The following is a 23,652-nucleotide window of genomic DNA, read 5'->3' as shown; positions in this document are numbered from 1 at the left end:
GGAACGAGCGGGTCAGGGCCAGGTGTAGAAGCCCTGGCCGCTCTTGCGGCCCAGCTCGCCGCGGGCCACCTTGTCGCGCAGCAGCCGCGGCGGGGCGAAGCGCTCGCCGAGCGTGCGGTGCAGGTGCTCGGCGATCGCCAGCCGCACGTCGAGGCCGACCAGGTCGGTGGAGCGCAGCGGCCCCATCGGGTGCCGGTAGCCGAGCTCCATCGCCCGGTCGATCGACTCGGCGTCGGCTACCCCCTCCTCCAGCATGCGGATCGCCTCCAGGCCGAGCAGCACGCCGAGGCGGCTGGTGGCGAACCCGGGCGAGTCCTTGACCACCACCGGGGTCTTGGCCAGCCGGGCGACCCAGCCGAGCGCGCGCTCGCGGGTCGCCTCGGACGTCTCGGGGCCGACGACGATCTCGACCAGCAGGGAGGCGGGGACAGGGTTGAAAAAGTGCATGCCGACGAACCGGCCGGGCACGCGCAGCGCCGAGCCCAGCTCACCGATCGGCAGGGAACTGGTGTTGCTGGCCAGCACGGCCGTGCCGGCCACGACGTCCTCGGCCGCCGCGAGCACCCGGGCCTTCAGCCCGGCCGTCTCGGGCACGGCCTCCACGACCAGCTCGGCGTCCGCGGGCAGTCCGGCGACGCGGGTGACGAAGGAGATCCGGTCGAGCACCTTGGCGGGGTCGTCGGCGAGCCCGCCGCGTTCGGCCGCCTTGCGCAGGCCGGCCGCCACGCGCTCGCGGGCGCGCCCGGCGGCGTCCGCGTCGCTCTCCACCACCGTCACGACCGCTCCGGCCGCGGCGAGCACCTGCGCGATGCCGGCCCCCATCCGGCCGCCGCCGATGACCCCTGCCACCGTCACGAGGACCTCCTCCGCTCCAGGAACGCGGTCATCCGCTCGCGCTTGTCCGCGCTCTCCAGGAGCACGGCCTGCGCCAGGTCGTCGGCCACCGGGTGCGCCCCCGGGGCGCCGAGCACGAGCTTGGTCAGCCGGAGCGCGGCCGGCGAGGACTTCGCCATCCGGTCGAGCAGGGCATGGGCGTGCGCGGCCAGCTCCGGGCCGGGGACCACCTCGGCGACCAGCCCGAACCGCTCGGCCTCGGCGGCCGTCAGCCTGCGGCCGCCGAGCAGCACCTGCTTGGCGACCGACCCGCCCACCAGCTCGGCGAGCCGCCAGCAGGCGCCGGCCGCCGCCATGATGCCGAGCGCCGGCTCGGGGTTGCCGAAGACGGCCTCGGGGGTCGCCAGCCGGATGTCGCAGGCGTAGGCCAGCTCCGCGCCGCCGCCGAGCGCGTAGCCGTCCACGGCCGCCACGGTCGGCAGCGGCAGCCGGGCGATCCGGTCGAACAGCCGGCTGTTGATGCCCTGCAGCGCCTCGTCGCGCCCGCGGTCGAGCAGCTCGGCGATGTCGGCCCCGGCGGCGAAGACGCCGTCAGCGCCGGTGAGCAGCAGGAGGCGGGGCCGCCGTTCGAGCGCCCCGCACACCTCGTGCAGCTCGCGGACCATGGCCAGATTGATCGCGTTGCGCGCCTGCGGACGGTTGAGAGTCACGGCCAACCGGTCCGGCCGCTCGTCCACGAGCAGCGTCTCGAACTCGCTCATCCCTCCTATTATTAACCGTCCATTCGGTCAGTTTTCAAGGCCGGTACCGGCCTCTGAGGTCCGCTGGGATACTCGTAGCGTGCCACCCACCCGAACCACTCCCGCCCGGCGCGGGCGCCCCGGCTACGACCTCGAGTCGCTGCTGTCCGTCGCGGTCAAGGTGTTCAACGAGCGTGGCTACGAGGCCACCAGCATGGAGGACCTCTCCCGCAAGCTCGGCATCACCAAGTCGGCGATCTACCACCACGTGGCGAGCAAGGACGAGTTGCTGCGCATCGCGGTGGACCGGGCGCTCGACGGGCTGTTCGAGGCGGCCGCCGAGACGACCGTCATGAGCGGCAAAGCCATCGACCGGCTGGAGTTCCTGGTCCGGCGCAGCGTGCACGTGCTGGTCGACCGGCTGCCGTTCGTCACGCTGCTGCTGCGCGTGCGCGGCAACACCAAGGCCGAGCGGGCGGCCCTGGCCAGGCGCCGCGAGTTCGACCGCCTGGTGACGGAGCTGGTGCTGCAGGCGGAGGCCGAGGGCGACATCCGCCCCGACGTGGACCCGGCGGTGACCGCCCGGCTGCTGTTCGGGCTGGTCAACTCCCTGACGGAGTGGTACCGGCCGCGTGGCGGCATGGGCGCCGACGCCCTCGCGGACGCCGTCTGCAAGATCGCCTTCGACGGTCTGCGGCAGCCCGCCGGCGACTGATCCTCCGGTCGCCGCGGGCACCGGCGGCCGATCACCGTGCACGGGCAGCCTCGCACGCGGCGTCCTGTGGCGCTGCGGGCGGCCGGACGGCTACGCCGGCCGGCCCCTCCGGGGAGGGGTCACTGTCGTTCAGGATATTGACGACCTGTCGGGCACGGCTGTCAATCTGTTAGATGTGACCCGGCAACCGACCACCTTCTGACCATGGGTGACGCATCCGCGGTCACCCAGCCGTACCTTCCCGTGTTCCGGAACGTTCCGGCGGCGGGTCCCGGCGTCTGCCGCGTCTGCCACTCGGGGCCGAACGAACGCCGCGCGCTCAAGGCGCCGTACGAGATGTGCGCGAGCTGCCGCCGCACCACGGGCGGGGTCTTCCGGCACACGCCGCACGTGGTGCCGGTCTCGCTGTGCGCGCGGCGGGGCGACGGCACCCAGCTGTACGACATCGTCGCCCGTCACCGGGGCCCGGTGTCCCCGTCGGGCGGCCCGGACCGGTCCACGTTCCTCGCCGCCACGCTCGCCCGGTTCCACCGCGCCCACCGCGCCTGCCTGACGCGGGCTGCCGGAGGCGAGTTCACGCTGGTCACCACGGTTCCCGTCACCCGGACGGACCGGCCCGTCGAGGCGTTCCACCCCATGCTCCGCGTCGTCGGCATGGTGCGCGACCTGATGCGCCTGCACCGGCCCGTCCTGCTGCCCGGCGACAGCGAGAGCGCCCTGGCCCGCCTGGCCGGGCGGGAGTCCGACGATCGGGCCTTCCACGTCATCGGCGGGGTCGGCGGCGCGCGCGTGCTGCTGGTGGACGACCTGTTCGTCTCCGGCGCGCGGGTGCAGAGCGCCGCCTCCGCCCTGTTCCGAGCGGGCGCGCGGGCCGTGGTGGCGCTGGTGGTGGCCAGGCTGGTGGATCCGTCGTCCAACGTCACGAGCGCCCGCGTCTGGGCGCGGGCCTCGGCTGAGCGGTTCGACTTCGAGCGGTGCTGCCTGTGCGGCCCGGCCGCCGGCTGCCTCGACCGGCCCGCCTGACCACGTCCGGCACGGCGCCTGCGTTAGCCTCGGACTGGCCGCCCGTCCTGCACGCCCGCCGAGGAGCACCGACACCGATGATCTTCATTGCCGCGAAGTTCCGCGTCCTGCCCGAGCACGCCGACCGCTGGCCCGAGATCTCCGAGGAGTTCACCGCCGCGACCCGCGCCGAGCCCGGCTGCCTGTGGTTCGACTGGTCGCGCAGCCTGGCCGACCCGACCGAGTACGTGCTGGTGGAGGCGTTCCGCGACGACGAGGCGGGGGCCGCCCACGTCCGGTCCGAGCACTTCCGCCAGGCTCAGCGGACGCTCCCGCCGTACCTGGCGGAGACGCCGCGCATCGTGAACGCGAGCGTGCCGCAGCAGGACTGGTCGCTGCTCGGCGAGCTTGAGGTCCCGGCCGACCGCCCGTAACCGCCGATCCGCGGCAGCCGGCCGGCTGCCCGGTCAGCCTCGGTCGCGGGCAGCGCCGCTGAGGACGCGGTCGATACGGGCGGCCAGCTCGACGTCCTTGGCCGTCACCCCGCCCGCGCTGTGCGTGGTCAGCCGGAACCTGATGCCGTCGCCGGTGCGCTCGATCTCGGGATGGTGGTCGAGCGCGTTCGCCTCGTTCATCACCGCCTCGCTCAGCCAGCCGTAGCTGTCGCGGGTGATGCGCACGTTCTTGACCAGCGCGTCACCCTCCCTGCTCCACGCTTCCAGAGCCTCCAGTGCGGTGTCGACGTCGGCGTCCGCGAGGCGCTCGGCCATGATCTCCCCCTGGGGTTCGCTGTGCGCTCCACGTGGAGGGCTACCACCACCGCGCCCTTTCACACCCCGCCGGCCGTCCGGGGCCGTCACGCGCGGGGCCGGACGGCGCGTACGTAGAACAGCAGAGGCGGCAGGTCGCCCTCGCCCTCGACATGGAACCCGGCCCGCGGGATCAGCTCGCCGAGCAGGTCACGCGGGCTGTGCCGGTGGGCGGCGCCGCCCACCAGGCTCAGCAGCCCGGCGAGCAGGCGGTTGGCGGGCCGCCGGAACTCCGCGACCAGCAACCGGCCGCCGGGGCGCAGGACGCGGAACATCTCCCGCACGGCGGCCCCGCGCTCCGCCTCGGGCATGTGGTGCACGGCCAGGCTCGTCACCACCACGTCGAACGACCGGTCGGGCAGGTCCAGCGCCTGCCCCTCCCCGACGACGTACGAGCAGTTCTCCGGTGCCCGCCGGCGGGCGTACTCGACCATCGACGGAGACGGGTCGACGCCCACCACCCGCCCGGCCGAGCCGATGAGCGGGGCGAGCACGCGGGTCAGGTAGCCGGTGCCGCAGCCCACGTCGAGCGCCCTGTCCCCCGGCCGTGCCCCGGACAGCGCGGCCAGCCGCGTGAACACCTCCCGCCGCCGCCCGGCGAACCCGATCGACGCGAGGACGTCGTAGGCGCGGGGGTGGTTGATCGTGCCCTCGGCGTGCCCCTGCCGGGCGTGGTCGTGCAGCAGCTTCCCCAGGCCCATCACGAGCCTCCTTCCCGAACAGTTCGTCCGGCCCTGCCCGGTCCGTCCGGCAGGCCACGGGGGTCACCCTCATTTCTGCCCCACAACGCCGCGCCCAACAGGAACGGGAAATCGCCGCCGGTGGCGCGCGTCTTCCCGCCGACGCCGTAACCGCTGTGTAAGGTCCGGCCACCGGTTTCTGTGGTCGCCTTGAGGCATGAAGTTTCTCAGGCACCCCGTCGTGTTGACCGCCGCCGGCTTGGCCGCGTTGGCGTTCGCCGTCGCGATGTACCTGTTCCAGCCCTGGCGGCTGTTCACGACCGTGACAGTGGACGAGGCGTTGCCCACGGTCTCGTCGGCTCCGGACGTTCGGCCGCGAGCCGGCACGGCCACCCCGCCCGCGCCATCGGCGAGCGCGTCCTCCCAGGGGGTGGAGGAACTCGCCACGGGGGCGTTCGTCACGCACGAGCACGCGACCACGGGCACGGCGAGGGTGCTGAAGCTCCCGGACGGGACCCGCGTGCTCCGCGTGGAGAACCTGAAGACGTCGGACGGTCCCGACCTGCGGGTCTGGCTGAGCGACCAGCCGGTCACGAAGAGCTGGTTCAACCTCGACGACGGACGCCACCTCGAACTCGGCCACCTGAAGGGCAACAGGGGCAACGCCAACTACGCCATCCCGGCCGACGCCGACCTCGGCACGCTGACCAGCGTGACGATCTGGTGCAAGCGCTTCAGCGTCTCGTTCGGCGCGGCGGCGTTGCGGTAGCCGACCCCGTGGCCGACGGTCAGCGGCGGACCACGATGACGGGCGCTCGCGCATGGTGGAGAACGGCATGAGCCGTCCCGCCCAACCCGGGCAACGCGCGTGCCATGCGGTGCGAGGCTCCCACGACGACGAGGTCGGCCTCCTCCGACGCGTCGACCAGGGCCTCGGCCGGCTGCTTGTGCACCACCCGCTGGACGACCTCGACGTCGGGGAACTTCTCCCGCCACCCGGCGAGGGCCTGTGCCAGCAGCAGCGCTTCGTCCTGCCCCACGGCCTCGACGTCGTGGACCACCGGCTCCACCACCCAGGGCGTCACGGTGCCGGGGTGCGTCCAGGCGTGCACGGCCCGAAGGACGACATCCCGTAGCGCCGCCTCGCGGAAGGCGAAGTCCAGGAGGGCTTCCTGGCCGGGCAGCCCGGTCACGCCCACGACGACCACGCCGAGGTCGGCGCCGAGGGGCTGCCGGACGACGGCCACCGGGCAGGTCGCCCTGGCGGCGACACGGCGGCTCACCGAGCCGAGCAGCAGTTCGGCGAATCCGCCGTGCCCCCGGTTGCCGACCACGAGCAGCTGAGCCCCCTCTGCTGCCTGGAGGAGCCCTTCCGCCGCCCCGCTGGGCACGACCTCCGTGGTGACCGGCACCCCAGGCCTGTCGGTCCGCGCCTGGCTCGCCACCTGCTCAAGCTGCTCGCGGGCGGCGGCCTCCGCCTCGACCTCCCAGCCGGCCGGCTCGGGCACGAGCAGCGCGTCAGGCGTCCACCGTGCCATGGCATGCACGATGCGCAGCGGGGCGCCACGGAGCGCGGCCTCCTGCCCGGCCCAGCCCACGGCCCGCAGCGAGGACTCTGATCCGTCGAACCCGACGACGATCGGCCCTGTCATGGTCATCACCTCGCACACCCCTGGCGCTGGAGCTCCTCCCAGGGGGTATCGCCGTTCTGAGCCGGATTAGGGCCCCGACCCGGTCATGGGCGAGGTCGCGGTGAGTAGATCGCGTATCAGGCCCCACGGGGACGTTCGTGGCCTACGACCTGCCGAAGGACCCGCACCCCTCCCGGGTGGTCCTCGGCCGCGTCACCCCGGACATCCGGCGCATCGTCTACACCTGGCGGGACGGGAGCTGCAGCGAGGTGACGCTCGTCCCGGTGGCAGGGCTCGGGCACCGCTGGTTCGCGTTGCGCGCGGACGCGGATCGCAGGCTGCGCACGATCACGACGATCGACGACCGGGGCGGGTCGAAGATCTGGCCGGCCGGCCCCTGACAGCCGACGACCTGGCCGTCGACCCAGTGGCCGGCCGGGGAGACGAGGAAGGCCACGACGTCGGCGATGCCGGCCCGCGTGCCGAGCCGCGGCCTCGTCATCTCACCGTCCAGGAGCAGGCCGGTGGCGGTGGGGCCGGGTTCTGATGCCTGGCGGGGAACGGCGGATCCGGCTCACCACGGGGTGGGAAACATCCAGGACTTGGGCTCGGGAACGGTGCCCCACAGGTAGGTGGACTCCTCCAGCAAGCGCGGCGTCAGCGTGATCCCGGTGAGACGCTCGGTCAGGAGGAACATCGGCCCTTTGCTGGGATCGGTGAAAGGAGGGTAGGTGGAGTCGATCAGATTCATGGTCTCCACGAGCTCGTCCGGGATCTCCTCCGCGTACCCCTCCTGGGCGATGAAGCAGAACCGAAGTTTGCGGTCCTCGACCCAGAAGAAGTGGTCCAGGCCCTTGATGCTGAGGACGTAGTGGGAGACGACGCGGGTGCCCGCCGACAGCGGCATGATCAGTTCTTCGGAGATGCAGTGCCAGTCGGGCTCGACGACGAACGCCCAGTCGCCGATGGCCGTGACGCCGAGGAACGCGCCGGGCTCATCGGAGGACATGCGGTCAAGTTCGCGGTACGTCATCGGGGTGAAGTCCGCCGGACGGCCACCGAGCCGGACCACCACCTCCTCGGGCGTCAGGCCGCGGACGTAGGTGAAACAGCCGCCGTCCGCCGCGTCGGAAAGCCAGGCGTACGTGTCAGGGGTCGGGAACATTGCGCCATGTTCGCAGCGCCGACCGACACAACGAGCATCACACCGGCCCGCAAGCAGCGAGCACCGACGACAACGGGCGGGACCTCCTGAGACTGGATACCCGCCCGTTCCTGTGTCGTTCACCCTGGGCTCGCAGCCCATGCTCACCGAGGGGAGATTCGCCCTGCTCCCGGTGCTCGTCCCGTGAGGAGTCTCATCCCGGCGACCGAGTGCTCCTCATCCGAGGAATGCGATCAGTCCCACCACAGGACGACGGCCAGCCCGCGCTCCGCGGCCCCGTCGTAGAAGCCGAGCAACGCGGTGAGGTGCCGGACCATGTACTCCCGAGAGAGGTCCACATCCGGAAACAGCTCGCGGAGCACGGCCGTGATCTCCCCGTCGGACGATGCGAGGGCGGCCGGCATCACCGACCCCATCCGATGCAGCAGCGGCGCCACCACCGCGACGGCATCGGGGTCCAGAGCTGCGACCGGATGCTCCCACACGGTCTGGGGGTGGTTCCGGTACGCCGGATTCACCTCGCCATCCCCGGCCAGCGCACGCCGGAACGCGGCCACGACGCCAGGGCCGGCACAGACCAGCTCGCCAATGCGCAGCAACGGCCCGGGCGTCCAGTCCAGATCAAGGTGATCCTCTGGAGGAGCCATCTCGAAGGAGCACAACCGGTCCAGCTCATCGACCGACGTCCGGCAGGAGTCCAACAACTGCCCAGGAATCCGGGCCATCTGCTGCGTCACGGCCATGCCCAACAGCCTGACAGGCCTCGGCTCATGGTCGAATGCGACTTGTCTTCGCAACGTCAAGGGCGCCCCGCTGCGCTGCTCACCGGGCGCGCGGGCCGGTCTTGGGATCGAGCTGGTCGCCGACCTCACCACCTGGTCACCGGCCGGCGCAGCAACCGAACGCGCCGCCTGATCATCCTGCGCGCACCGACGCGATTTCGGGACGCCCAGCAGTGGGTCCGGACCGGCGAGGTCGCGTACCCGCGTGACCAGACCGCTCGAAGGTCGCGATCTGGCTCTTCGAGATCGACGCCGCCCCGGCGGGTAGCCGACGGGGCCTCCTCGGTCGACCGATGTGACGGGGCACCGAGGGTGGCGCGTCATGTGATGTGGTTCACATCGGCGACCTGTCACGTCTGGTGCGGGTTGTTTGTCCCATGGGCGTCACCGCACCGAAACCGGTGCCCGACCTCGGGAGAACGAGATGAACAACGGCCACCGCATCGTCGTCCTCGGCGCCGGCTACACGGGCATGTTCAGCGCCATCCGGCTGGCCCACCGCACCCGCCGGACCGGCGTGAAGATCACGCTGGTCAATCCTTCGAGCCGGTTCGTCGAGCGGCTGCGGACGCACCAGATCGCAGCCGGGCAGGAGCTGGCCGACCACCAGATCCCCGGCCTGCTCGCCGGGACCGGCGTCACGTTCGTCCAGGGCGCCGCCACCGCCATCGACCCCGAGGCTCGGCAGATCACCGTCGACGGTGCCGAGACCCTCGAGTACGACACGCTCGTCTACGCGCTGGGCAGCTCGACCGACACCAGCAAGGTCCCCGGGGCCGACATCCACACGTTCACCCTCAACAACCCGGAGATCGCCGGCCGGTTCGCCGAGCAGCTCACCGAGATCGCCAAGGTCGGCGGCACCGTCAGCGTCTGCGGCGGCGGCCTGACCGGCATCGAGGCGGCCACCGAGATCGCCGAGAGCCACCCGAGCCTGAACGTCACGCTGATCAGCTTGGACGAGCCCGGCGGCATGATGGGCGCCAAGGCCCGCGCCTACCTCTACCGCGCGCTGGACCACCTCGGCGTCACCCTGGAGACCGGCGCCCGCGTCACCAAGGTGCTGTCCGACGCCGTCGAGCTGGCCGACGGCCGACTCGTCCACTCCGACGCCTGCCTGTGGACCACCGGCGTCAAGGTGTCGCCGCTCGCCGCCGACGCCGGGATCGCCACCGACGACCGCGGCCTCATCCTGGTCGACGCCACGCTGCGGTCTGTCTCCCACCCGGAGATCCACGCCGTCGGCGACGCCGCCGCCGTCCGCCTGTCCTGGGGGCAGATTCACGGCACCTGCCAGAGCGGCCTGCCCACCGCCCAATACACCGCCGACACCATCGCGCGGCTGCTGCGTGGCAAGGCCGTCAAGCCGTTCCGCTTCGGCTATTTCCACCAGCCGGTCAGCCTCGGCCGCCGCGACGCGGTCATCCAGTTCACCAGGGCCGACGACACCCCTGGCCGCTGGTACCTCACCGGACGGGCCGCCGTCGCGTACAAGGAGATGGTCAGCGGCAGCCCCCTCAAGACCTACCGGCTCAGCAAGCACCTGAACGTCACCACCATCGTCTCCAAGGGCGGCCGAGCCACCCGCAAGCTCGCGGCATGACGGGCACCGACTCCCAGCGCCGTGATCTCGGCCTTGCCGCCCAGGTCCCGGCGCTGGGAACATGAGCCGATGGTCGTGATCGACGACAGGGCCGAGCAGGACCCGTACCTCGAACACCGGCGGCTGCTGTTCGCCACCGCCTACCGCATGCTGGGCAGCGTCACCGACGCCGAGGACGTCCTCCAGGACGCCTGGCTATCCTGGAGCACCGCCGACCGCGACGCGATCCACCACCCCAAGGCCTACCTGGTGCGAACGGTCACCAACCTGTCGCTGAACCGGCTCACCTCCGCGCAGGCCACCCGCGAGACATACGTCGGCCCGTGGCTCCCCGAACCGCTCCTGACCTCCCCCGACATCGCCGCGGAGACCGAGTTGGCCGAAACCGTCTCCATCGCGATGATGGTGGTCCTGGAAACCCTCAGCCCCGTCGAACGCGCCGTCTTCCTGCTCCGCGAGGTCTTCGGCTACTCGCACGCCGAGATCGCCGAGGCCCTCGAACGCCCCGAGCCGACGGTCCGCCAGATCGCCCACCGCGCCCGCGAGCACGTCCAGGCCCGCCGCCCCCGCTTCGACACCGACCAGGCCCAGCGCCGGAAGGTCACCGCCCAGTTCATGGAGGCTTGCGCGGGCGGCGACCTGAACGCCGTGATGGAACTGCTCGCCCCCGACGTCACCGCCTGGTCCGACGGCGGCGGCAAGGTCACCGCCGCTCGCCGCCCCCTCCACGGCACCGACCACGTCGCGCGCTGGCTCCTCGGCTTCCTGGCCAAGCCCGAGCTGGCCGCCCTGACCATGGAGCCCGCCGCCATCAACGGCGAGCTCGGTATCCTGGCCACCCTCGACGGCCACACCGTCGGCGCCCTGTCGTTCGACCTCGTCGACGGCCACATCCACAACCTGCGCTTCCAGGTCAACCCCGACAAGCTCAGCGGCCTCACCCCCGACAACGGCCTGGCGTCCCCCTGATGCCGAACGCGGGCCACGGAGAGATATCCCCGTCGGTCAGCGGCCACCAGGGCGGTTACGACATGCGGGAGATCGTCAACGCGACCCTGTATCAGGGCCGGACCGACTGCCGGTGGGGAACTTCCTGCCGCACGACCTGCCGCCTCACACGCGGTCCTCGTCGGCCCCCACGAGCAATCTCATCGACAGCACCGCAACGCCTGCGCCCCACCACCCCATGCAGGACAGGGAGCCATCAAGATCGGTAAGCGTACGGTACGTGCCAGTGCCGGTCTGCTCAGCGCGGCGACCGATCGGGATCAGGGTGCCGTCGAGGATCACGTACGCCAGCCCCTCGACCTGGGCACGGTCGAGAGCGTTTCCGGCCTTCGGCGACTTCTTCCGAAAGTTCCGGAACGCCACGGGCGGCGTCCAAGAAATCCCCATCGCCCGAACTATTTCGCTGAGATCACCTCACTTGAGCGCGTCCCAAATGCTTTTCCCCAGATCTGTGTGAGCGTCGCCGCCTTCCAAAGATGCGACGATAAACTTTCCGATCAGCAGGGCGTCCGCGTCAGCCATCACTCAGGGGCCGCTCTGACGAGCGAAACGCAGGCCGGAGGGATCGGCCGCGTCGCGGCGAGAGATTTCTCCGGGGCCGTGTCGATCCGCGCGCCGCTCGTTCGACGTGTGGGTGCGAGGGCCGAGAGGCGGCCCCGCCGGACGAGGAGAACGCGATGCCGAAGTACCTGCTGATCATGCGGGGCACCGACGAGTCGAACGCGGCCATGATGGCCAACATCGACGAGATGATGGCCACGACCCGCCAGTACATCGAGGAGATGGTCAAGGCCGGCGTTCTCCTCGCGGCGGAAGGGCTGGACGATCCGGGCCAGGGCGTCGTGGTCGACTTCAGCGGCGAGGCCCCGGTGGTCACGGACGGGCCGTACGGCGAGACCAAGGAACTGTTCGGGGGCTTCTTCCTGCTCGACGTCGCCTCGAAACAGGAGGCGGTCGAGTGGGCCAAGCGGGTCCCGGCGGCCCCGGGGTCCAAGATCGAGGTCCGGCGGGTGCCCGGAAGCGACGAGGTCCCGCAGGTCGACAAGTGATCATCAAGGACTGGGCCGGTCGCGAGAGCAACGGCCAGATCTGATGGGTACGGCCGATGTCGAGGCCGTCTGGCGGATCGAGTCGGCGCGGATCGTCGCCGCGCTGACCCGGTTCACCGGCGATTTCGGGCTGGCCGAGGACGCGGCCCAGGACGCGGTGGCCGAGGCGCTGGTGTCGTGGCCGCTCGCCTCTCCGGCGAATCCGGCCGGCTGGCTGATGGCCACGGCCCGGCGGCGGGCGATCGACGCGATCCGCCGCCGGACCGCCCTCCAGGACCGATACGCCCTGCTGGCGGCCGACTTGGCGGTTGACGAGGAAATCGATCCCGACAAGATCGATGATGACGTGCTGGCGCTGATGTTCATCAGCTGCCACCCGGTGCTCTCCCCCGAGGCCCGGGTGGCGCTGACCCTGCGCGTGGTCGGCGGGCTGTCCAGCGAGGAGATCGCCCGCGCGTTCCTCGTACCCGTGCCGACCGTGCAGGCCCGCATCACCCGGGGCAAGAAGACGATCGCGGCGGCCGGGGTGCCGTTCGAGCTGCCGCCGGCAGCCGAGCGCCGGGAGCGGCTGGGCGGCGTGCTCAGCGTCCTCTACGTGATCTTCACCGAGGGGTCGACGGCCACGTCGGGCGACCGGCTGCTGCGCCCCGACGTGGCGTACGAGGCGATCCGGCTGGCCCGCACGCTGGCCGCGCTGCAGCCGGACGAGCCGGAGGTGCACGGCCTGCTGGCTTTGTGCGAGCTGACAGCCGCGCGTTTCCCGGCCCGGACCGGCCCGGACGGTTCGCCGGTCCTGCTCGACGAGCAGGACCGGCGGCGGTGGGACTTCTCGGCGATCCGCCGCGGGCTGGCCGCGCTGGCCAAGGCATCGACGCGCGGCCTCGGCCCCTACGGCCTGCAGGCCGCGATCGCCGCCACCCACGCGTCGGCGCCCTCGGTCGAGGCGACCGACTGGGACCGAATCGTGGTGCTCTACGAGGCACTCGGCCGGGTCGCACCCTCGCCGGTGGTCGAGCTCAACCGGGCCGTCGCCGTTGCCATGGCCTCGGACCCGGCGCAAGCCCTGGCCATCGTGGACGAGCTGATCGCCTCGGACCGGCTCCCCGGTTCGCATCTGATCCCGACCGTACGCGGTGAGCTGCTGGCCCGACTCGGACGGCGAGCGGAAGCGCGCGCCGAGTTGGAGCTGGCGGCCCGGCTGTGCGCCAACCAGCGCGAACGCTCAGTGCTGCTGCGCAAGGCGGCCATGCTGAGCTGACTTCTCCAGCTCGGCCAGCCGGGAGTCAAGCGCGGCCCCGAGGCCGTCGACCGCATCGGCCCCGACGGCCGAATCCCCGAATGCGGACGGCGGGAGCCCGGCGAACACGGGAAGAGGCCTGCCCACGGTCGGCGCATCGTGGCGCTGATCAACATCCATTCAGCAGATCGTGTCAGGACTTCAAGCATTGCGAGGTAGTTAAGGGCCGTACATCATCGGTGTCGACTGCGGCCCGCAATGGGCCCACGAGCACGACAGCCGAGATCGACGCCCTGTTCGCCTCCGATCGTGATCTGGTCGAGGCCATCGGAAACGTCGCCCGCCTGATCACCCAACCGCAGTCGAGGCCGCGGTGGACGCTCGGCGCACCATCTCGGTGATCCAGATGGGCGCGAACGGAGACGTGCAGTTCGGGGGAGTCGGGTAGTCCTTGAGCACCTCCAGCCGCTCACCGATGTCGATGGCACGGGCACGGTGCTCGGCGTGCTCGATCCCGATTTGCGCCAAACAGTGGTTCATCGCCCACTGCAGGCGATCCGGGGCGTCTTTCATCTCCGCCTCGATGACGTCGAGCAGTCCTGCGAGGTCGAGGCCCTCGGGCTTCTTGGCCACGCGTTCGGTGGTCAACGCCCAGCCGGCACTCGCGACCACTGGATCCGGATCGGCGGACCAGGCCAGGCGCAGCTCTTCTGCGTGCGGGTTCTTCTTGACCACGTAGTTCACGAGCCAGTCGTGCACCTTGGGGGTACGCGCCTCGCGCACCATGACGTCCAACTCGTCTCGCTCGAACGCCTTCGGGCGGCAGATCAGGATCGCCAGCAGCCTCGCCGCGGTGTCAGCCGTCTTCCAGAGCCGGCGCGCGAGTTCGGGCTGCGTCTTCAGCCGCTTCGCGAGCGCGCGCAGCTTGCTGAGGTTCACACCGTGATCGTCACCGTGCCTCTTGTTCACCTCGCGTGCCTTCGGGTCCTCGAGCGCGGCCAGTTCGGCCATCACCTCGGCTACGGTCGTCTCCGTCACCTCAGCCTCCTGCCATCATCCGAGTCGCTCGCGCAGCGGGTGCCATCCGGTGTTCGCCCACGTAGGTCCGCCGTTCGCCGGTGGGTCGAACGTACCGCGTCGGCGCGCTCACCGGCGCTGCGCGCCGGTGGTTTCGCTCGGTTTCACTCTGTCGCCGGTTGGCGGCCGATGATGCGCGGCGAGGAGCGACGCCCATGCCAGTGCGAGGGCGATCGCGACGGCGAAGGCGACGTTGGCCGGGCGGGATCCCTGCAGGGCGAAGATCAAGCTCCAGGTGGCGAGGAAAGCCGCGCCGGTCACGCCGCTGAAGGCCGCCCAACCGGTACGGCGGGCCGCGGCGAACCGCCGGGCGAAGACGAAGCATGCGGCGACGAGCGCGAGAAAGGCGATTCCGGCGACCAGCAAGTGCACCGCTGCGTGCCAGCTCATCGCGGTCGGAGGGCCCTTCGGAGTACCCGGCGGGAAGCCGTCGGCGGGGTCGGCGGAGAAGTACGCAGGAAGACCATGCACTGCCACAGCAGGCCCGCCGGCTTGACGAACGCCCATGTCGAGGCGTCGCGTCCACCAGAGGACCCGGCGACCGCGCTCCTTGCCGGATCAGCAGACGGGCGCACAGCGGCAGGCTGAGCAGGACCACGTCCACCGCCATCCCGCAGAGCAGCCCGTAGCGGCGGCCGCGCGGCACCGTCCAGATCTGGGAGAAGTCTGTCTCGAGGACCAGCAGCATCATCCGCCGGTCAACCCGAACCGGGACTCGACGCCGATCGCCGAGCGGCGAGCCAGTGCCCGCACTCGTGCAGAGCCGTCGAGACCAGGACGAACGGCATGAGCAGCAGCGCGCTCAGCCCGACGTCGTCGAGCAGGAACGCGTCCTGGGCCGGGCTCGGGAACAGGGACGGCGAGGCGGCGAAGACGGCCAGGCAGAACAGCGCGAGGACGGCGTACCAGGCCCAGGCCACCGGCCCGAAGAAGGGACGGGCCACGCGCCGGTTCACCCCCGCCATCCAGCGCCGCATCTGGATCGGCGCGGTGCGCACGGCCCGGCGTTCCACGTCCGGCCCGGTCATCGACGAAGCCCAGTTCGGCGAGGGTCGCCACGAACGACGGCAGGTCCACGGGCTCACCGGTCAATGCCTCGGCCTCGGCGGCCTCCTCCGCGGTCGCGCCGCGCAGCAGAGCCACTCGCTACCCCCTGCCGTTACCGGTCAAAGACCCACAACCGGCGACGAGACATGGCTGGCCGACATGCCGAAAGCGGTGCAGTGAGTTGTGTTTCAGATGGTCCCTGGAGACTTTCACCCCCTTTACCGCGATGGAAGGTCGCCCGCATGTCACGATCACTACGATGGCCGCCATGGTGGGTGGCGAGCGGAAGTGGCGGGCCCGGCTGTTATGGCTGTCCATGGTGCTCGCGCCGGTCGTGGTGTCGGTGGCCGCCAACCAAGTGCTCAACGACGGTGTGTGGAGCGGCTCTTGGCTCGCCGGCACCATCGTGGCGGCGGTGTTGGCCGGGCTGATCGTCGAACGGGCGGGGCGCGTGCTCGCCCCCGCCGCCGGGACCGTCACCGAGACCATGCGGGAGCTCGCCCAGTTGGTCCACGAGCGCTGGAGCGATGAGGTGGTGACGCGTTCTCTGGGCGATCCGCCCATCCCGGTCTCCTGGCACATGACCCGCCGAACCAAGCTCATGGATCACCCGCACCTGATCGCCGACCGTGAGCCGGCGGTGTCGGGCCGATCGGACGACATTGCCGCGCTCGCCGTCGCCTTCCGCTCGCTGCGCCGTCGCCGCCTGGTCATCACCGGAGGTCGGGGCACAGGCAAGACCACGCTGGCCATCCAATTGATGCTGGAACTGATCCGCACGCGTGCTGACGACGACCCGGTCCCGGTGCTCCTGCCCGTCGCCGACTGGGACATCGAGGCCCATCCTCGGTTTCAGGACTGGGTGGCCGAGCGGGTGCGCACCGACTACGCCGCTTTGCGCACGCCGGGCAACCAGCAAGACGGCGCCGACATTCTGGCGGCCCGTGGCTCGATTCTGGCCATTCTCGACGGTTTCGACGAGCTGCCAGAGCCCGCCCGCGCCAAGGTGATCGAGAAATTGTCCAACACGCTCATGGAACGCGATCAGGTGATCATCACGTCGCGTACCACCGAGTACGGCAACGCGGTCACCGCCGCGCGGCGCCCGCTCAAGGCCGCCGCCGTCATCGCGCCGAAAGCGCTGACCCCCGACATCGTGGCGGACTACCTGAGCGCCGCTTTGCCCGCGCTTTCCTCGGCCTCGGCGTGGACCAAGGTCCTGCGCGCCCTCAGGGAGGGCGACGCGCCGGCTCTGGCCGATGTCACCTCCACCGCCTTGGGCCTGTGGCTGGTCCGGGCGGTCTACATCGACCAGCCGGACGCCGACCCGGCTCCGCTGGCGACCGAGTACGCCGACGACGCGCGGGCCCTGCGAGCTCACCTGCTCGACCATGTCCTTGGTGCGTTGCTGAACGCACGCACCACGATCCGGCCAACAGTATGGGATCCGGCCAGCATCACCGAATGGACGAACCGTCTGGCACGTCTGCAGGCCGAATCCGGCGGTCATGACCTGGCCTGGTGGCGGCTGACCGACCAGGCGCTGTCCGCCTCCCGAACGCGGCGTGCGCTCGCCCGTACCTGGATCGGCGCCTTGAGCGGTCTGGTGTTCGCACTCCCCGCCGCGTTGACCGCCATGCTGACCTATGGGCCGGTCTTCGGCGCGGCCTTCGGCACCTTCTTCGGCCTGTCCGCGATGCAGGCCGCCCGCACTCCCGACTTCGCTCCGCTGCGCGTACGGCAACGGCTGCAGGACTTCACCCGCGGTCTCTTGTCCGACGTACGGATGATCTTCCTCATCCTGCCGGTCGGCGTCGGACTGCCGGCGGCGGGCTACAACGCGTTGGTGCACGGCTGGAAGATGGGCCTGGCCAGCCTGATCTCAGCGCTCGGGGTCGGCTGGGTGAGCCTGCGGGTCTCGCGGCTGCAGGACAAGAAGCCCACCGAAGCAGACGAGAATCGGCTCCCCCCGTTCACCGCCGCCGTCACCCCGCAATCCACCTGGCGGGTCAACCGAAGCCTCGTGGGTCTGCACTTGATGAACGCACTGCTCCTGGGGGCCATCGTCGGCTTCGCTGTCGATTTCATGAACGAGGCGTCCATCGTGCCGCCTCACCCGTCCGCGGCCGTGGACGCGGGGATGGGCATCATCTTCGGCATGGCATTCGGCCTGGTGAACAAGCGCCAGCACATGTGGCTGATGTCCACCATCGCCCTGGTACACCTCGGGCCATCGGGCCGGCTGCCGTTTCGCTTGATGCGCTTCCTGCACGATCTGCACCACCTGGGCGTCCTGCGGACCGTGGGACCCTTCTACCAGTTCCGCCACGCCGAACTACAAGATCATCTCGCCGCCACCAAGGCGAGCGGTCACTCCCGCTGACAGGCCCCGTCTCTCCCGACCCGGCCCACGGGTGACCGCTCGTTGGGTCAGGTCTGAGCCTGCTGGTGAGATCGTTCGTCGGTGCGTCCGCGGTCAACATCCGCAGTTCCCCGGCGTGGCGAGGTAGTCGTAAACCGTGGCCTTCACGGGTCTGATGGGCATCGGTTGCGGGGAGATCGCGCTCGACAGCCCGATGCGCCGGCACCTGGGGACTCCACCCGATGCGATGCAGCAGATACGACACCCCGCGCGAGGTGTAGCGGATGTGGAACAAGGTGGCGATCAGATCGGCCACCCGCGCCAACGTCCAGCGCTGATCCTCGTTGTCCCAGCCGTGTGCCGCCGGGCCGCCTCCGCCGGCGACGCTCCCTGAGCGACATAACCCAGCCAGCCGCCACCGTAACTACCCCCGAACGACTGTCACTCCTACCTTTCAACCTCAATTGCTCGCGGCAGCCTCTACACTGACCACTGACTCCTCTTTGGTAGACGACTGTTTTATCCGCTCCAAGGCTTTGGGGACATACTCGAAGTAAGCAGGATTGTACGGACGAACAGCCAAATAGGCATTCACCCATTTCGATGAGTCCATCGACACGAGGGTCGGCCGGTTGTCCGCAGAGATCCTCCACCCATGGCGCTCTAGAATCCTCACGGCTTCATTAAGCGCATCACCTTCCTTCTTGGCTCCGATATCGACTACCACCGTGTTCACAACATCGACTCCTCGGTCCACAACGCCCTCACTTGTGGCCTCTGCAATGACCTTGCCGATGCTACGCACGTCCTTGAGGACGGCCGGATCAACCTGGTGCCTATTGGAGACGCACCCTGAGAGGATTAGGCTAGCACCAAGGAGGACGACCGCCAGCCCCCTGCACCCCGTACGGCCAACGCCCTTTTCTTTGGTACGCATCATTCTCCAAGCACCGCTCAACTAAAGGCCCGTCCCGCTCTCACGCATGCCCGGTACTCGTCAGCCACGCCTCCGGGCTCCCAGGCCGCCGCCAGATACGCAGCTCGCCCTACGGCAACCATCGAATTCGTCGTAATCAGCGGACCGCCTGCCATCCAGGTGCGATATTTTCTGAACACCAATGCATCTGGATCCCTTAGATACTCTTTGAGGCCTACCGTAACCCCCGAGCAGTCACAATAGGTAACAGCGGCTTCGCGATCGTCCGGGTAATGCTTCTTCCTCTTCTTTGCCGAACCACATCGATAGCAAAACGAGGATTAATCAGCATATTGGCCATGGCCGAAGCACTACATTTCTTCTTATCGGCATACTTGTCGCCATATTCCTTGATTAGCATCACTCTCGCTTTATAAGCCTCCAGCTAGGCGATTCCGATCGAAGCACCCCATGTTCCTCCGTGAATTTATTCACGACGAACGATACCAAATCACCCAGCAGCCTGCGCCGCCTATTCCCTGCGACCCTTTCATATACCAGAACGGCCGTCAGGACTTTCTCATCGATTCCGCATTTACGACTCGCCTCCCTTATATACTTTGAATAGCAAAGAAGCCCTTGGGTGGCCGCGCCGACAGTACTCACCCTGCCATCGTCCGTCTCCGTAACCGATGCCCACCGCACCCGTGAAGGTGACGGTTTACGACAACCTCCAAACAGCGGGACCTGCGGATTTTGACCGCGATCGGCAACGGAGAGCTTGTAACCCTAGGGTGATACCCCCGCATCGGAACGGTTCAGTTGCACCCCGCTAAGACCACGTACGGTGTCTGATGCGCGGGGAGAGCGCCATGTACACCTGCAGAGCAGCGCGGGTAGTCAGCGGCTGACCGAAAGGCTGCCTGGTGGCGAGGTCCCACAACTGCACTGTTCCGTCCTCCTCGATGCTGGCGGCCACCAGGAGTCCGTCGGGGGAGCACACCGCGCCGACGTGACCGTTGGTGGGGGCGGTCAGGGGCTGACCGACGAGCCGACCGGTGGCGATGTCCCACAGCAATACCGTGTTGTCCTCGCTATTGGTGGCCAGCAAGGAGCCGTCGAGGGAGAAGCCCACGTCCCAGACGGTGTTCGTGTGGCCGGACAAGGGCTGGCCGATGGGCTGGCCGGTGGCGGCGTCCCACAGCCGCGCCGTCCAGTCCCTACTGCCGGTGGCGAGGATGCGACCGTCGAAAGAGAACGCAATCCTCAGCACGTGGCCGGTGTGGCCGGTCAGGGGTTCACCGACGAGCTGGCCGGTGGCGGTGTCCCACAACCGCACCGTCCTGTCCAAGCTGCCGGTGGCGAGAAGGCGACCGTCGGGAGAGAACGCCACTCCCGCCACGCACTCGGTGTGGCCGGTCAGAGGTTCGCCGACGGGCTGGCCGGTGGCGGTGTCCCACAACCGCGCCGTTGTGTCCGTGCTGCCGGTGGCGAGAAGCCGGCCGTCGGGAGAGAACGCCATACGGAACACGGTGCCGGTGTGGCCGGTCAGAGGCTGACAGACAGGGCGGCCGGTGGCCGGGTCCCACAACCGCAGAGTTCCGTCCCCGTTGACGCTGGTGACGACGACGTACTTCCCTGGCTCGAGCGCTACAGGGATGTCGGGCTCGGTGTAAAGCAAGGTGGACGCGTTCACTGCCGACGCGGGTCCGTGGTCGAGTTGTCGTAATACCTTGGCGAGGCCGGCAGCGTTCGGGTACCGCTGGCTGGGGTCCTTGCGGAGCAGGGTCAGCACGAGGTCGTCCCAGGCGGGTGGGATGCCCTGGGCCACCGAGCTGGGCGTGGGGGGCTCCTGGGTGAGGTGCGCCGACAGGTAGCCCACGGTGTCGAGGGCGTGGAAGGGCAACCGGCCTGTGATCAGCTCGAAGAGCAGGCAGCCGAGCGCGTACAGGTCGCTGCGTGGTTCCGGGAATCCGCGTGCCTGTTCAGGGGCCATGTAGGGGGGCGTGCCCACGATGAAGCCGGTCCGGGTGAGCCGGTCCGCAGTCGCGTAGGGGTCGGCCGCCCGCGCGACGCCGAAATCGAGAACCTTCACCATGCCGGAAGGCGTGATGAGGACGTTAGAGGGCTTGATGTCCCGGTGCATGATGCCCGCGTCGTGCGCGTCGGCAAGTACGTCACATATCTGCGCCCCCCATCGGGCCACGTCCGGCAAGGTGATGGCCCCTCCGCGCAGCATCGCGTCCAGGCCCTCGCCTCGGACCAGCTCCATCACCAGGAACGGGACCCTGTTGTCCCCTGCGCCGGTCTCCCCGAGGTCGTGGATGGTCACGATGTTGGGGTGCTGCAGCCGGGCGGTGATCCGTGCCTCACGCAGGAACCTGGCGCGTGCATCGTCGCCGCGGCTTCCGCCGCCGGCGAGCAGGGAGATCACCTTGACTGCGACGGGCCGGCCCAGTGTCTCGTCCTGTGCCTCCCACACGTGCCCCATTCCACCCTCGCCGAGCTGCCGCACCAACCGGTAACGGCCCCCAAGGAGCTGGTCTCGCACTGTCACGCCTCCCTCGGTTTCGAATCTTCGAGCTTTTGTCGAGCCGACCGGGGCGCGGTCCAGAACGCGGTAGACGGTGGCGCGGCCGATGGAGATCACTTCCATCAGGTCAGCGATGGTGTACTCGCCGGTGGGGTGCATCCGCACCAGTTCGGCTTGCCGGCGGCCGGTGAAGCTTGGGCTGGCGCCCCATGAGCATGCCCCGGGAGCGGGCGATCGCCATGCCCTCCCGGGTGCGCATCTTCAGCATGTCGGCTTCGAACACGGTGAGCATGTTGAAGAACATCTTCGACATCGGGTCGGCGGGTCGTAGATGCTGCCGCCAAGCGACCGGCGGATGCCCCGGGCAACCAGGGTGTCGCCGATGTCGCGGGCATCGGGGACCGCGCGAGCGAGGTGGTCGAGCTTGGGGACGACCAAAGTGTCGCCGTACGGCAGCCAGAGCCTGGTCAAGGCCGGGGCGGGTGCGGTTGGTTCCGGTCAGGCCCTTGTCGAGATAGATCCGGTCGGCGGGGACGCCGGGAGTACGAAGGATCTCGCGTTGGGCGGTGAGATCTTGCAGGATGGTTGAGCATCTGGCGTAGCCGATGACCCCTCCCACTGGGGGATCTTATCGCTCAGCCCCCCATCACCGGACAGTTTCGCGGACTGTCTATCTGAGACGCGGGGACGGCTTGTCGAGCTGTATTCCCGTGATGTCCGTGGCCGCACGTCCGGGTGTCCGGCTGAGGGACCTCCAACGGGCGCTCGACGGCGAGTGGCGCGATGCCTGCTCCAGGCCGCCAAGCAGGTCGATCAGGCCTGCGGTGACATCGCCGACAGGCCCACGGCGATACGCCGGCGAGCGAGGTGCCGAGCTCACGGAGCCTGGAGATCGTCGCGCGCCCCTTCTCGGCGAGGCCCACAACCATCGCGCGGGCGCCGGTGGGCGACACGTGGCACTCGACCAGTCCCGCGGCACTGAGTTGCGCACCATCAACGTGATCGTCGGAAGTCCATCAACCACCCACCGAACCAGCACGACAAGAGCACGGCAGAAACAGCGACATCAACCGTGGCACGTCACAGCTGGGAGATGCCCCTCTCGGCGGCCATGTGCGCGACCGGCCGGCACGCGATCAACCAGCAATCGCCGGCCCTGGAAGGTCAGCCGGGCGTCATGGTGGGACATGAAGCCTCCGTGCGGTGCAGATTCGACACCTTCACCACATCGGAGGCTTCTCTCTTGATCAAGCCTTTCCGTTGACAACGCTCGTGGTCAATACACGCAACTCCTGGTAGGCGTGGGGCGTGGTGAGCAGCACGTGTCCTCATCGCCCCTACGAGGGGTCGCAACATCGTGCACCGCGACTCGACCCGGCACGCGCGGTCGAGTTGGCCACCGTCCTGGGCAGCGACAAGGTCGACCAGGCTCTGGGGCCTGGCGGCCGCGGCCGGACGCTTCGCCGACGACGACCTGCTCTCGATCCTGGAACACATCGCGGCGAGCCAGCCCGCAGGCGAGGTCGTCCGTGCGGATGAGACCCACTCCGTCCAGAGCGGCACCATCGGCTGGCAGGCCCTGGGCCAGTAACGAGTCCCCACAAGGCGACAGAGACCGGGCGCGGTCAGTCGCTGACGAACCACAGATACAGGTGCGTTTCCCCGCTCGACGACCCGGCACAACTCGCGGGTCTGCCCGACCCAATCACCACCACAGGCGCGGGAAGCCGGTCGAGTTCCGCCAGCAACAGCGGCACCTGCCGCTGGTTGAAGACCGTGTCCCCATAAGGAGTCAGAGCCCAGAGCATCGGGAACACCGGACCTCATCGTCATCGACGACATCGGCCTGCTGCCTGTCGGCGAGGACGCCGCCGAGGCGTTGTACCGCATCATCGACGCCGCCTACGAACGATGCTCCATCGCGGTGACCAGCAACATCCACCCCTCAGGCTTCGACACGATCACGCCCAAGACCCTCACCGGAGCCAGGACTGATCGCCTCATGCACCACGCTCGCCTCGTGACCACCACTGGCGACTCCCACCGCCTCGCCGGCAAAGGCGTGGTTCCCTTGCACTGACAGCCCCAACCCCTCAGGAACACCACTGGCCGCAGGCATGGATTTCTGATGGCCACCAGCATGGACAACCAACGACCGCCCGCCTGGGCATCTCGATGACCGTTGACAGTCGGGCTGCTGAAGGGTGGTTAGTCGCCGCCGTCGCCACCATCTCCACCGAAGCCTCCATCGCCCCGGCCCCGCCGTAGCCGGCGCCACCCTCGGACTGGCGGTACTTCCTCACAAGGTTGTCAATTTCCCGCGCGCGCTTCCGCTGATACCGCCTCAAGCTCCTGGTGTTGTACACGTTGCTGTTGCTGTTGCTGGAACTGCCGCCGGAGCCGTCCAACGCCCAGATGACCAAACCGATCAACACCAGTACCGCTAGAACTTCCACGGTCCA

General features: G+C 69.4%; 27 protein-coding genes and 2 pseudogenes. 12 read left to right on the top strand and 17 right to left on the bottom strand.

What is annotated here, in order from left to right; all coding sequences use genetic code 11:
- Nucleotides 1-12: 12 nt before the first annotated feature.
- Together FHU36_RS36860 and FHU36_RS36855 are read right to left on the bottom strand one after the other, a co-directional pair.
- Nucleotides 13-855: a 3-hydroxyacyl-CoA dehydrogenase family protein gene (locus tag FHU36_RS36860; RefSeq protein WP_312892088.1), complete on the bottom strand. Its 843-nt coding sequence runs from the start codon at nt 853-855 to the stop codon at nt 13-15.
- A complete protein-coding gene (locus FHU36_RS36855) occupies nt 852-1,595 on the bottom strand; it encodes an enoyl-CoA hydratase/isomerase family protein (RefSeq protein WP_185088653.1) in 744 nt (247 codons plus the stop codon). The genes FHU36_RS36860 and FHU36_RS36855 overlap by 4 nt, the downstream gene beginning before the upstream one ends.
- Before the next feature lie 79 nt (nt 1,596-1,674).
- Between FHU36_RS36855 and FHU36_RS36850 the strand changes: the two genes are divergently transcribed.
- The 3 genes from FHU36_RS36850 to FHU36_RS36840 all read left to right on the top strand — a co-directional run bounded on the left by FHU36_RS36850 (nt 1,675) and on the right by FHU36_RS36840 (nt 3,725).
- Entirely contained in the window at nt 1,675-2,289 is a 615-nt protein-coding gene (locus FHU36_RS36850) for a TetR/AcrR family transcriptional regulator (protein ID WP_185088652.1), read from the top strand.
- Between the two features lie 204 nt (nt 2,290-2,493).
- Complete coding sequence (locus FHU36_RS36845) at nt 2,494-3,312, top strand: phosphoribosyltransferase (RefSeq protein WP_185088651.1); 819 nt, start codon at nt 2,494-2,496, stop codon at nt 3,310-3,312.
- A gap of 77 nt (nt 3,313-3,389) precedes the next feature.
- Nucleotides 3,390-3,725 (top strand): putative quinol monooxygenase, encoded by a 336-nt coding sequence (locus FHU36_RS36840; RefSeq protein ID WP_185088650.1) that lies wholly within the window; start codon nt 3,390-3,392, stop codon nt 3,723-3,725.
- Nucleotides 3,726-3,758: 33 nt separating this feature from the next.
- On the opposite strand, the gene FHU36_RS36835 is transcribed toward FHU36_RS36840, so the two are convergent.
- Together FHU36_RS36835 and FHU36_RS36830 are read right to left on the bottom strand one after the other, a co-directional pair.
- Nucleotides 3,759-4,061, bottom strand: a complete 303-nt coding sequence (locus FHU36_RS36835) for a 4a-hydroxytetrahydrobiopterin dehydratase (RefSeq protein ID WP_185088649.1) — start codon at nt 4,059-4,061, stop codon at nt 3,759-3,761.
- An 86-nt stretch (nt 4,062-4,147) separates the two neighbouring features.
- Nucleotides 4,148-4,801 carry a class I SAM-dependent methyltransferase gene (locus tag FHU36_RS36830; protein WP_185088648.1) on the bottom strand — a complete coding sequence of 218 codons (654 nt, stop codon included), beginning with the start codon at nt 4,799-4,801 and terminating at the stop codon, nt 4,148-4,150.
- A 196-nt stretch (nt 4,802-4,997) separates the two neighbouring features.
- Between FHU36_RS36830 and FHU36_RS36825 the strand changes: the two genes are divergently transcribed.
- Nucleotides 4,998-5,549, top strand: coding sequence for a DM13 domain-containing protein (locus FHU36_RS36825; RefSeq protein ID WP_185088647.1), 552 nt, complete (start codon nt 4,998-5,000; stop codon nt 5,547-5,549).
- Nucleotides 5,550-5,568: 19 nt separating this feature from the next.
- Here FHU36_RS36825 and FHU36_RS36820 read toward each other — a convergent pair whose 3' ends face one another.
- On the bottom strand, nt 5,569-6,432 hold the full coding sequence (locus FHU36_RS36820; RefSeq protein ID WP_185088646.1) for a universal stress protein: 864 nt from the start codon (nt 6,430-6,432) through the stop codon (nt 5,569-5,571).
- A gap of 137 nt (nt 6,433-6,569) precedes the next feature.
- On the opposite strand from FHU36_RS36820, the gene FHU36_RS36815 reads away from it, so the two are divergent.
- On the top strand, nt 6,570-6,812 hold the full coding sequence (locus tag FHU36_RS36815; RefSeq protein WP_185088645.1) for a hypothetical protein: 243 nt from the start codon (nt 6,570-6,572) through the stop codon (nt 6,810-6,812).
- Nucleotides 6,813-6,985: 173 nt separating this feature from the next.
- On the opposite strand, the gene FHU36_RS36810 is transcribed toward FHU36_RS36815, so the two are convergent.
- Together FHU36_RS36810 and FHU36_RS36805 are read right to left on the bottom strand one after the other, a co-directional pair.
- Nucleotides 6,986-7,576 carry a DUF6461 domain-containing protein gene (locus FHU36_RS36810; protein ID WP_185088644.1) on the bottom strand — a complete coding sequence of 197 codons (591 nt, stop codon included), beginning with the start codon at nt 7,574-7,576 and terminating at the stop codon, nt 6,986-6,988.
- A 233-nt stretch (nt 7,577-7,809) separates the two neighbouring features.
- Nucleotides 7,810-8,319, bottom strand: coding sequence for a hypothetical protein (locus tag FHU36_RS36805; RefSeq protein ID WP_185088643.1), 510 nt, complete (start codon nt 8,317-8,319; stop codon nt 7,810-7,812).
- A gap of 463 nt (nt 8,320-8,782) precedes the next feature.
- Here FHU36_RS36805 and FHU36_RS36800 point away from each other — a divergent pair, with 463 nt between their 5' ends.
- Nucleotides 8,783-9,961, top strand: a complete 1,179-nt coding sequence (locus tag FHU36_RS36800) for an NAD(P)/FAD-dependent oxidoreductase (protein ID WP_185088642.1) — start codon at nt 8,783-8,785, stop codon at nt 9,959-9,961.
- A gap of 69 nt (nt 9,962-10,030) precedes the next feature.
- A complete protein-coding gene (locus FHU36_RS36795) occupies nt 10,031-10,930 on the top strand; it encodes an RNA polymerase sigma-70 factor (protein WP_185088641.1) in 900 nt (299 codons plus the stop codon).
- Between the two features lie 144 nt (nt 10,931-11,074).
- On the opposite strand, the gene FHU36_RS36790 is transcribed toward FHU36_RS36795, so the two are convergent.
- Nucleotides 11,075-11,332, bottom strand: coding sequence for a hypothetical protein (locus FHU36_RS36790; RefSeq protein ID WP_185088640.1), 258 nt, complete (start codon nt 11,330-11,332; stop codon nt 11,075-11,077).
- 314 nt (nt 11,333-11,646) lie between these two features.
- On the opposite strand from FHU36_RS36790, the pseudogene FHU36_RS36785 reads away from it, so the two are divergent.
- Both FHU36_RS36785 and FHU36_RS36780 read left to right on the top strand, forming a co-directional pair.
- Nucleotides 11,647-12,062 (top strand): annotated as a pseudogene (locus tag FHU36_RS36785) (YciI family protein).
- Nucleotides 12,062-13,276 carry an RNA polymerase sigma factor gene (locus FHU36_RS36780; protein ID WP_185088638.1) on the top strand — a complete coding sequence of 405 codons (1,215 nt, stop codon included), beginning with the start codon at nt 12,062-12,064 and terminating at the stop codon, nt 13,274-13,276. Before FHU36_RS36785 ends, FHU36_RS36780 begins: the two are co-directional and overlap by 1 nt.
- A 327-nt stretch (nt 13,277-13,603) precedes the next feature.
- Here FHU36_RS36780 and FHU36_RS36775 read toward each other — a convergent pair whose 3' ends face one another.
- The 3 genes from FHU36_RS36775 to FHU36_RS36765 form a co-directional block, all read right to left on the bottom strand.
- Nucleotides 13,604-14,266, bottom strand: a complete 663-nt coding sequence (locus FHU36_RS36775) for a DNA alkylation repair protein (RefSeq protein ID WP_185088938.1) — start codon at nt 14,264-14,266, stop codon at nt 13,604-13,606.
- Nucleotides 14,267-14,401: 135 nt separating this feature from the next.
- Entirely contained in the window at nt 14,402-14,839 is a 438-nt protein-coding gene (locus FHU36_RS36770) for a DUF998 domain-containing protein (protein ID WP_246503061.1), read from the bottom strand.
- A gap of 191 nt (nt 14,840-15,030) precedes the next feature.
- The gene (locus tag FHU36_RS36765) at nt 15,031-15,360 is read right to left on the bottom strand and encodes a hypothetical protein (RefSeq protein WP_185088636.1); all 330 of its coding nucleotides are present in this window, start codon (nt 15,358-15,360) and stop codon (nt 15,031-15,033) included.
- A 278-nt stretch (nt 15,361-15,638) separates the two neighbouring features.
- On the opposite strand from FHU36_RS36765, the gene FHU36_RS36760 reads away from it, so the two are divergent.
- Nucleotides 15,639-17,762 (top strand): NACHT domain-containing protein, encoded by a 2,124-nt coding sequence (locus tag FHU36_RS36760; RefSeq protein WP_185088635.1) that lies wholly within the window; start codon nt 15,639-15,641, stop codon nt 17,760-17,762.
- A 175-nt stretch (nt 17,763-17,937) separates the two neighbouring features.
- On the opposite strand, the pseudogene FHU36_RS46015 reads toward FHU36_RS36760, so the two are convergent.
- From FHU36_RS46015 to FHU36_RS47100, 4 genes and pseudogenes are all read right to left on the bottom strand, one after another.
- Nucleotides 17,938-18,153, bottom strand: a pseudogene (locus FHU36_RS46015) (helix-turn-helix domain-containing protein); the annotation flags it as partial.
- 48 nt (nt 18,154-18,201) lie between these two features.
- A complete protein-coding gene (locus FHU36_RS36750; RefSeq protein WP_185088634.1) occupies nt 18,202-18,681 on the bottom strand; it encodes a hypothetical protein in 480 nt (159 codons plus the stop codon).
- Between the two features lie 808 nt (nt 18,682-19,489).
- Nucleotides 19,490-21,349, bottom strand: a complete 1,860-nt coding sequence (locus FHU36_RS45205; protein WP_246503060.1) for a WD40 repeat domain-containing serine/threonine protein kinase — start codon at nt 21,347-21,349, stop codon at nt 19,490-19,492.
- Nucleotides 21,318-21,809: a recombinase family protein gene (locus FHU36_RS47100; protein WP_512699254.1), complete on the bottom strand. Its 492-nt coding sequence runs from the start codon at nt 21,807-21,809 to the stop codon at nt 21,318-21,320. The genes FHU36_RS45205 and FHU36_RS47100 overlap by 32 nt, the downstream gene beginning before the upstream one ends.
- A 738-nt stretch (nt 21,810-22,547) precedes the next feature.
- On the opposite strand from FHU36_RS47100, the gene FHU36_RS36725 reads away from it, so the two are divergent.
- The gene (locus tag FHU36_RS36725; RefSeq protein ID WP_185088633.1) at nt 22,548-22,781 is read left to right on the top strand and encodes a hypothetical protein; all 234 of its coding nucleotides are present in this window, start codon (nt 22,548-22,550) and stop codon (nt 22,779-22,781) included.
- A 34-nt stretch (nt 22,782-22,815) separates the two neighbouring features.
- On the opposite strand, the gene FHU36_RS36720 is transcribed toward FHU36_RS36725, so the two are convergent.
- On the bottom strand, nt 22,816-23,007 hold the full coding sequence (locus FHU36_RS36720) for a hypothetical protein (protein ID WP_221497107.1): 192 nt from the start codon (nt 23,005-23,007) through the stop codon (nt 22,816-22,818).
- Between the two features lie 8 nt (nt 23,008-23,015).
- Between FHU36_RS36720 and FHU36_RS36715 the strand changes: the two genes are divergently transcribed.
- Nucleotides 23,016-23,270, top strand: coding sequence for an ATP-binding protein (locus tag FHU36_RS36715; protein ID WP_312892115.1), 255 nt, complete (start codon nt 23,016-23,018; stop codon nt 23,268-23,270).
- A gap of 13 nt (nt 23,271-23,283) precedes the next feature.
- Here FHU36_RS36715 and FHU36_RS36710 read toward each other — a convergent pair whose 3' ends face one another.
- Nucleotides 23,284-23,646, bottom strand: a complete 363-nt coding sequence (locus FHU36_RS36710; protein WP_185088632.1) for a hypothetical protein — start codon at nt 23,644-23,646, stop codon at nt 23,284-23,286.
- Nucleotides 23,647-23,652: the final 6 nt, after the last annotated feature.

It is taken from the genome of Nonomuraea muscovyensis (assembly GCF_014207745.1).
Lineage (GTDB): Bacteria > Actinomycetota > Actinomycetes > Streptosporangiales > Streptosporangiaceae > Nonomuraea > Nonomuraea muscovyensis.
The sequence above is the reverse complement of the archived record's forward strand: the minus strand, read 5'-3'. Positions and strand labels throughout refer to the sequence as shown.

Bases quoted from the DNA above. Each gene is read 5' to 3' on its own strand.
- FHU36_RS36855 (WP_185088653.1), bottom strand. From the start codon at position 1,595: ATGAGCGAGTTCGAGACGCTGCTCGTGGACGAGCGGCCGGACCGGTTG.
- FHU36_RS36845 (WP_185088651.1), top strand. From the start codon at position 2,494: ATGGGTGACGCATCCGCGGTCACCCAGCCGTACCTTCCCGTGTTCCGG.
- FHU36_RS36840 (WP_185088650.1), top strand. From the start codon at position 3,390: ATGATCTTCATTGCCGCGAAGTTCCGCGTCCTGCCCGAGCACGCCGAC.
- FHU36_RS36835 (WP_185088649.1), bottom strand. From the start codon at position 4,061: ATGGCCGAGCGCCTCGCGGACGCCGACGTCGACACCGCACTGGAGGCT.
- FHU36_RS36830 (WP_185088648.1), bottom strand. From the start codon at position 4,801: ATGGGCCTGGGGAAGCTGCTGCACGACCACGCCCGGCAGGGGCACGCC.
- FHU36_RS36825 (WP_185088647.1), top strand. From the start codon at position 4,998: ATGAAGTTTCTCAGGCACCCCGTCGTGTTGACCGCCGCCGGCTTGGCC.
- FHU36_RS36820 (WP_185088646.1), bottom strand. From the start codon at position 6,432: ATGACAGGGCCGATCGTCGTCGGGTTCGACGGATCAGAGTCCTCGCTG.
- FHU36_RS36810 (WP_185088644.1), bottom strand. From the start codon at position 7,576: ATGTTCCCGACCCCTGACACGTACGCCTGGCTTTCCGACGCGGCGGAC.
- FHU36_RS36805 (WP_185088643.1), bottom strand. From the start codon at position 8,319: ATGGCCGTGACGCAGCAGATGGCCCGGATTCCTGGGCAGTTGTTGGAC.
- FHU36_RS36800 (WP_185088642.1), top strand. From the start codon at position 8,783: ATGAACAACGGCCACCGCATCGTCGTCCTCGGCGCCGGCTACACGGGC.
- FHU36_RS36795 (WP_185088641.1), top strand. From the start codon at position 10,031: ATGGTCGTGATCGACGACAGGGCCGAGCAGGACCCGTACCTCGAACAC.
- FHU36_RS36780 (WP_185088638.1), top strand. From the start codon at position 12,062: ATGGGTACGGCCGATGTCGAGGCCGTCTGGCGGATCGAGTCGGCGCGG.
- FHU36_RS36775 (WP_185088938.1), bottom strand. From the start codon at position 14,266: ATGGCCGAACTGGCCGCGCTCGAGGACCCGAAGGCACGCGAGGTGAAC.
- FHU36_RS36770 (WP_246503061.1), bottom strand. From the start codon at position 14,839: ATGGGCGTTCGTCAAGCCGGCGGGCCTGCTGTGGCAGTGCATGGTCTT.
- FHU36_RS36765 (WP_185088636.1), bottom strand. From the start codon at position 15,360: ATGACCGGGCCGGACGTGGAACGCCGGGCCGTGCGCACCGCGCCGATC.
- FHU36_RS36760 (WP_185088635.1), top strand. From the start codon at position 15,639: ATGGCCGCCATGGTGGGTGGCGAGCGGAAGTGGCGGGCCCGGCTGTTA.
- FHU36_RS36750 (WP_185088634.1), bottom strand. From the start codon at position 18,681: ATGATGCGTACCAAAGAAAAGGGCGTTGGCCGTACGGGGTGCAGGGGG.
- FHU36_RS45205 (WP_246503060.1), bottom strand. From the start codon at position 21,349: ATGCACCCCACCGGCGAGTACACCATCGCTGACCTGATGGAAGTGATC.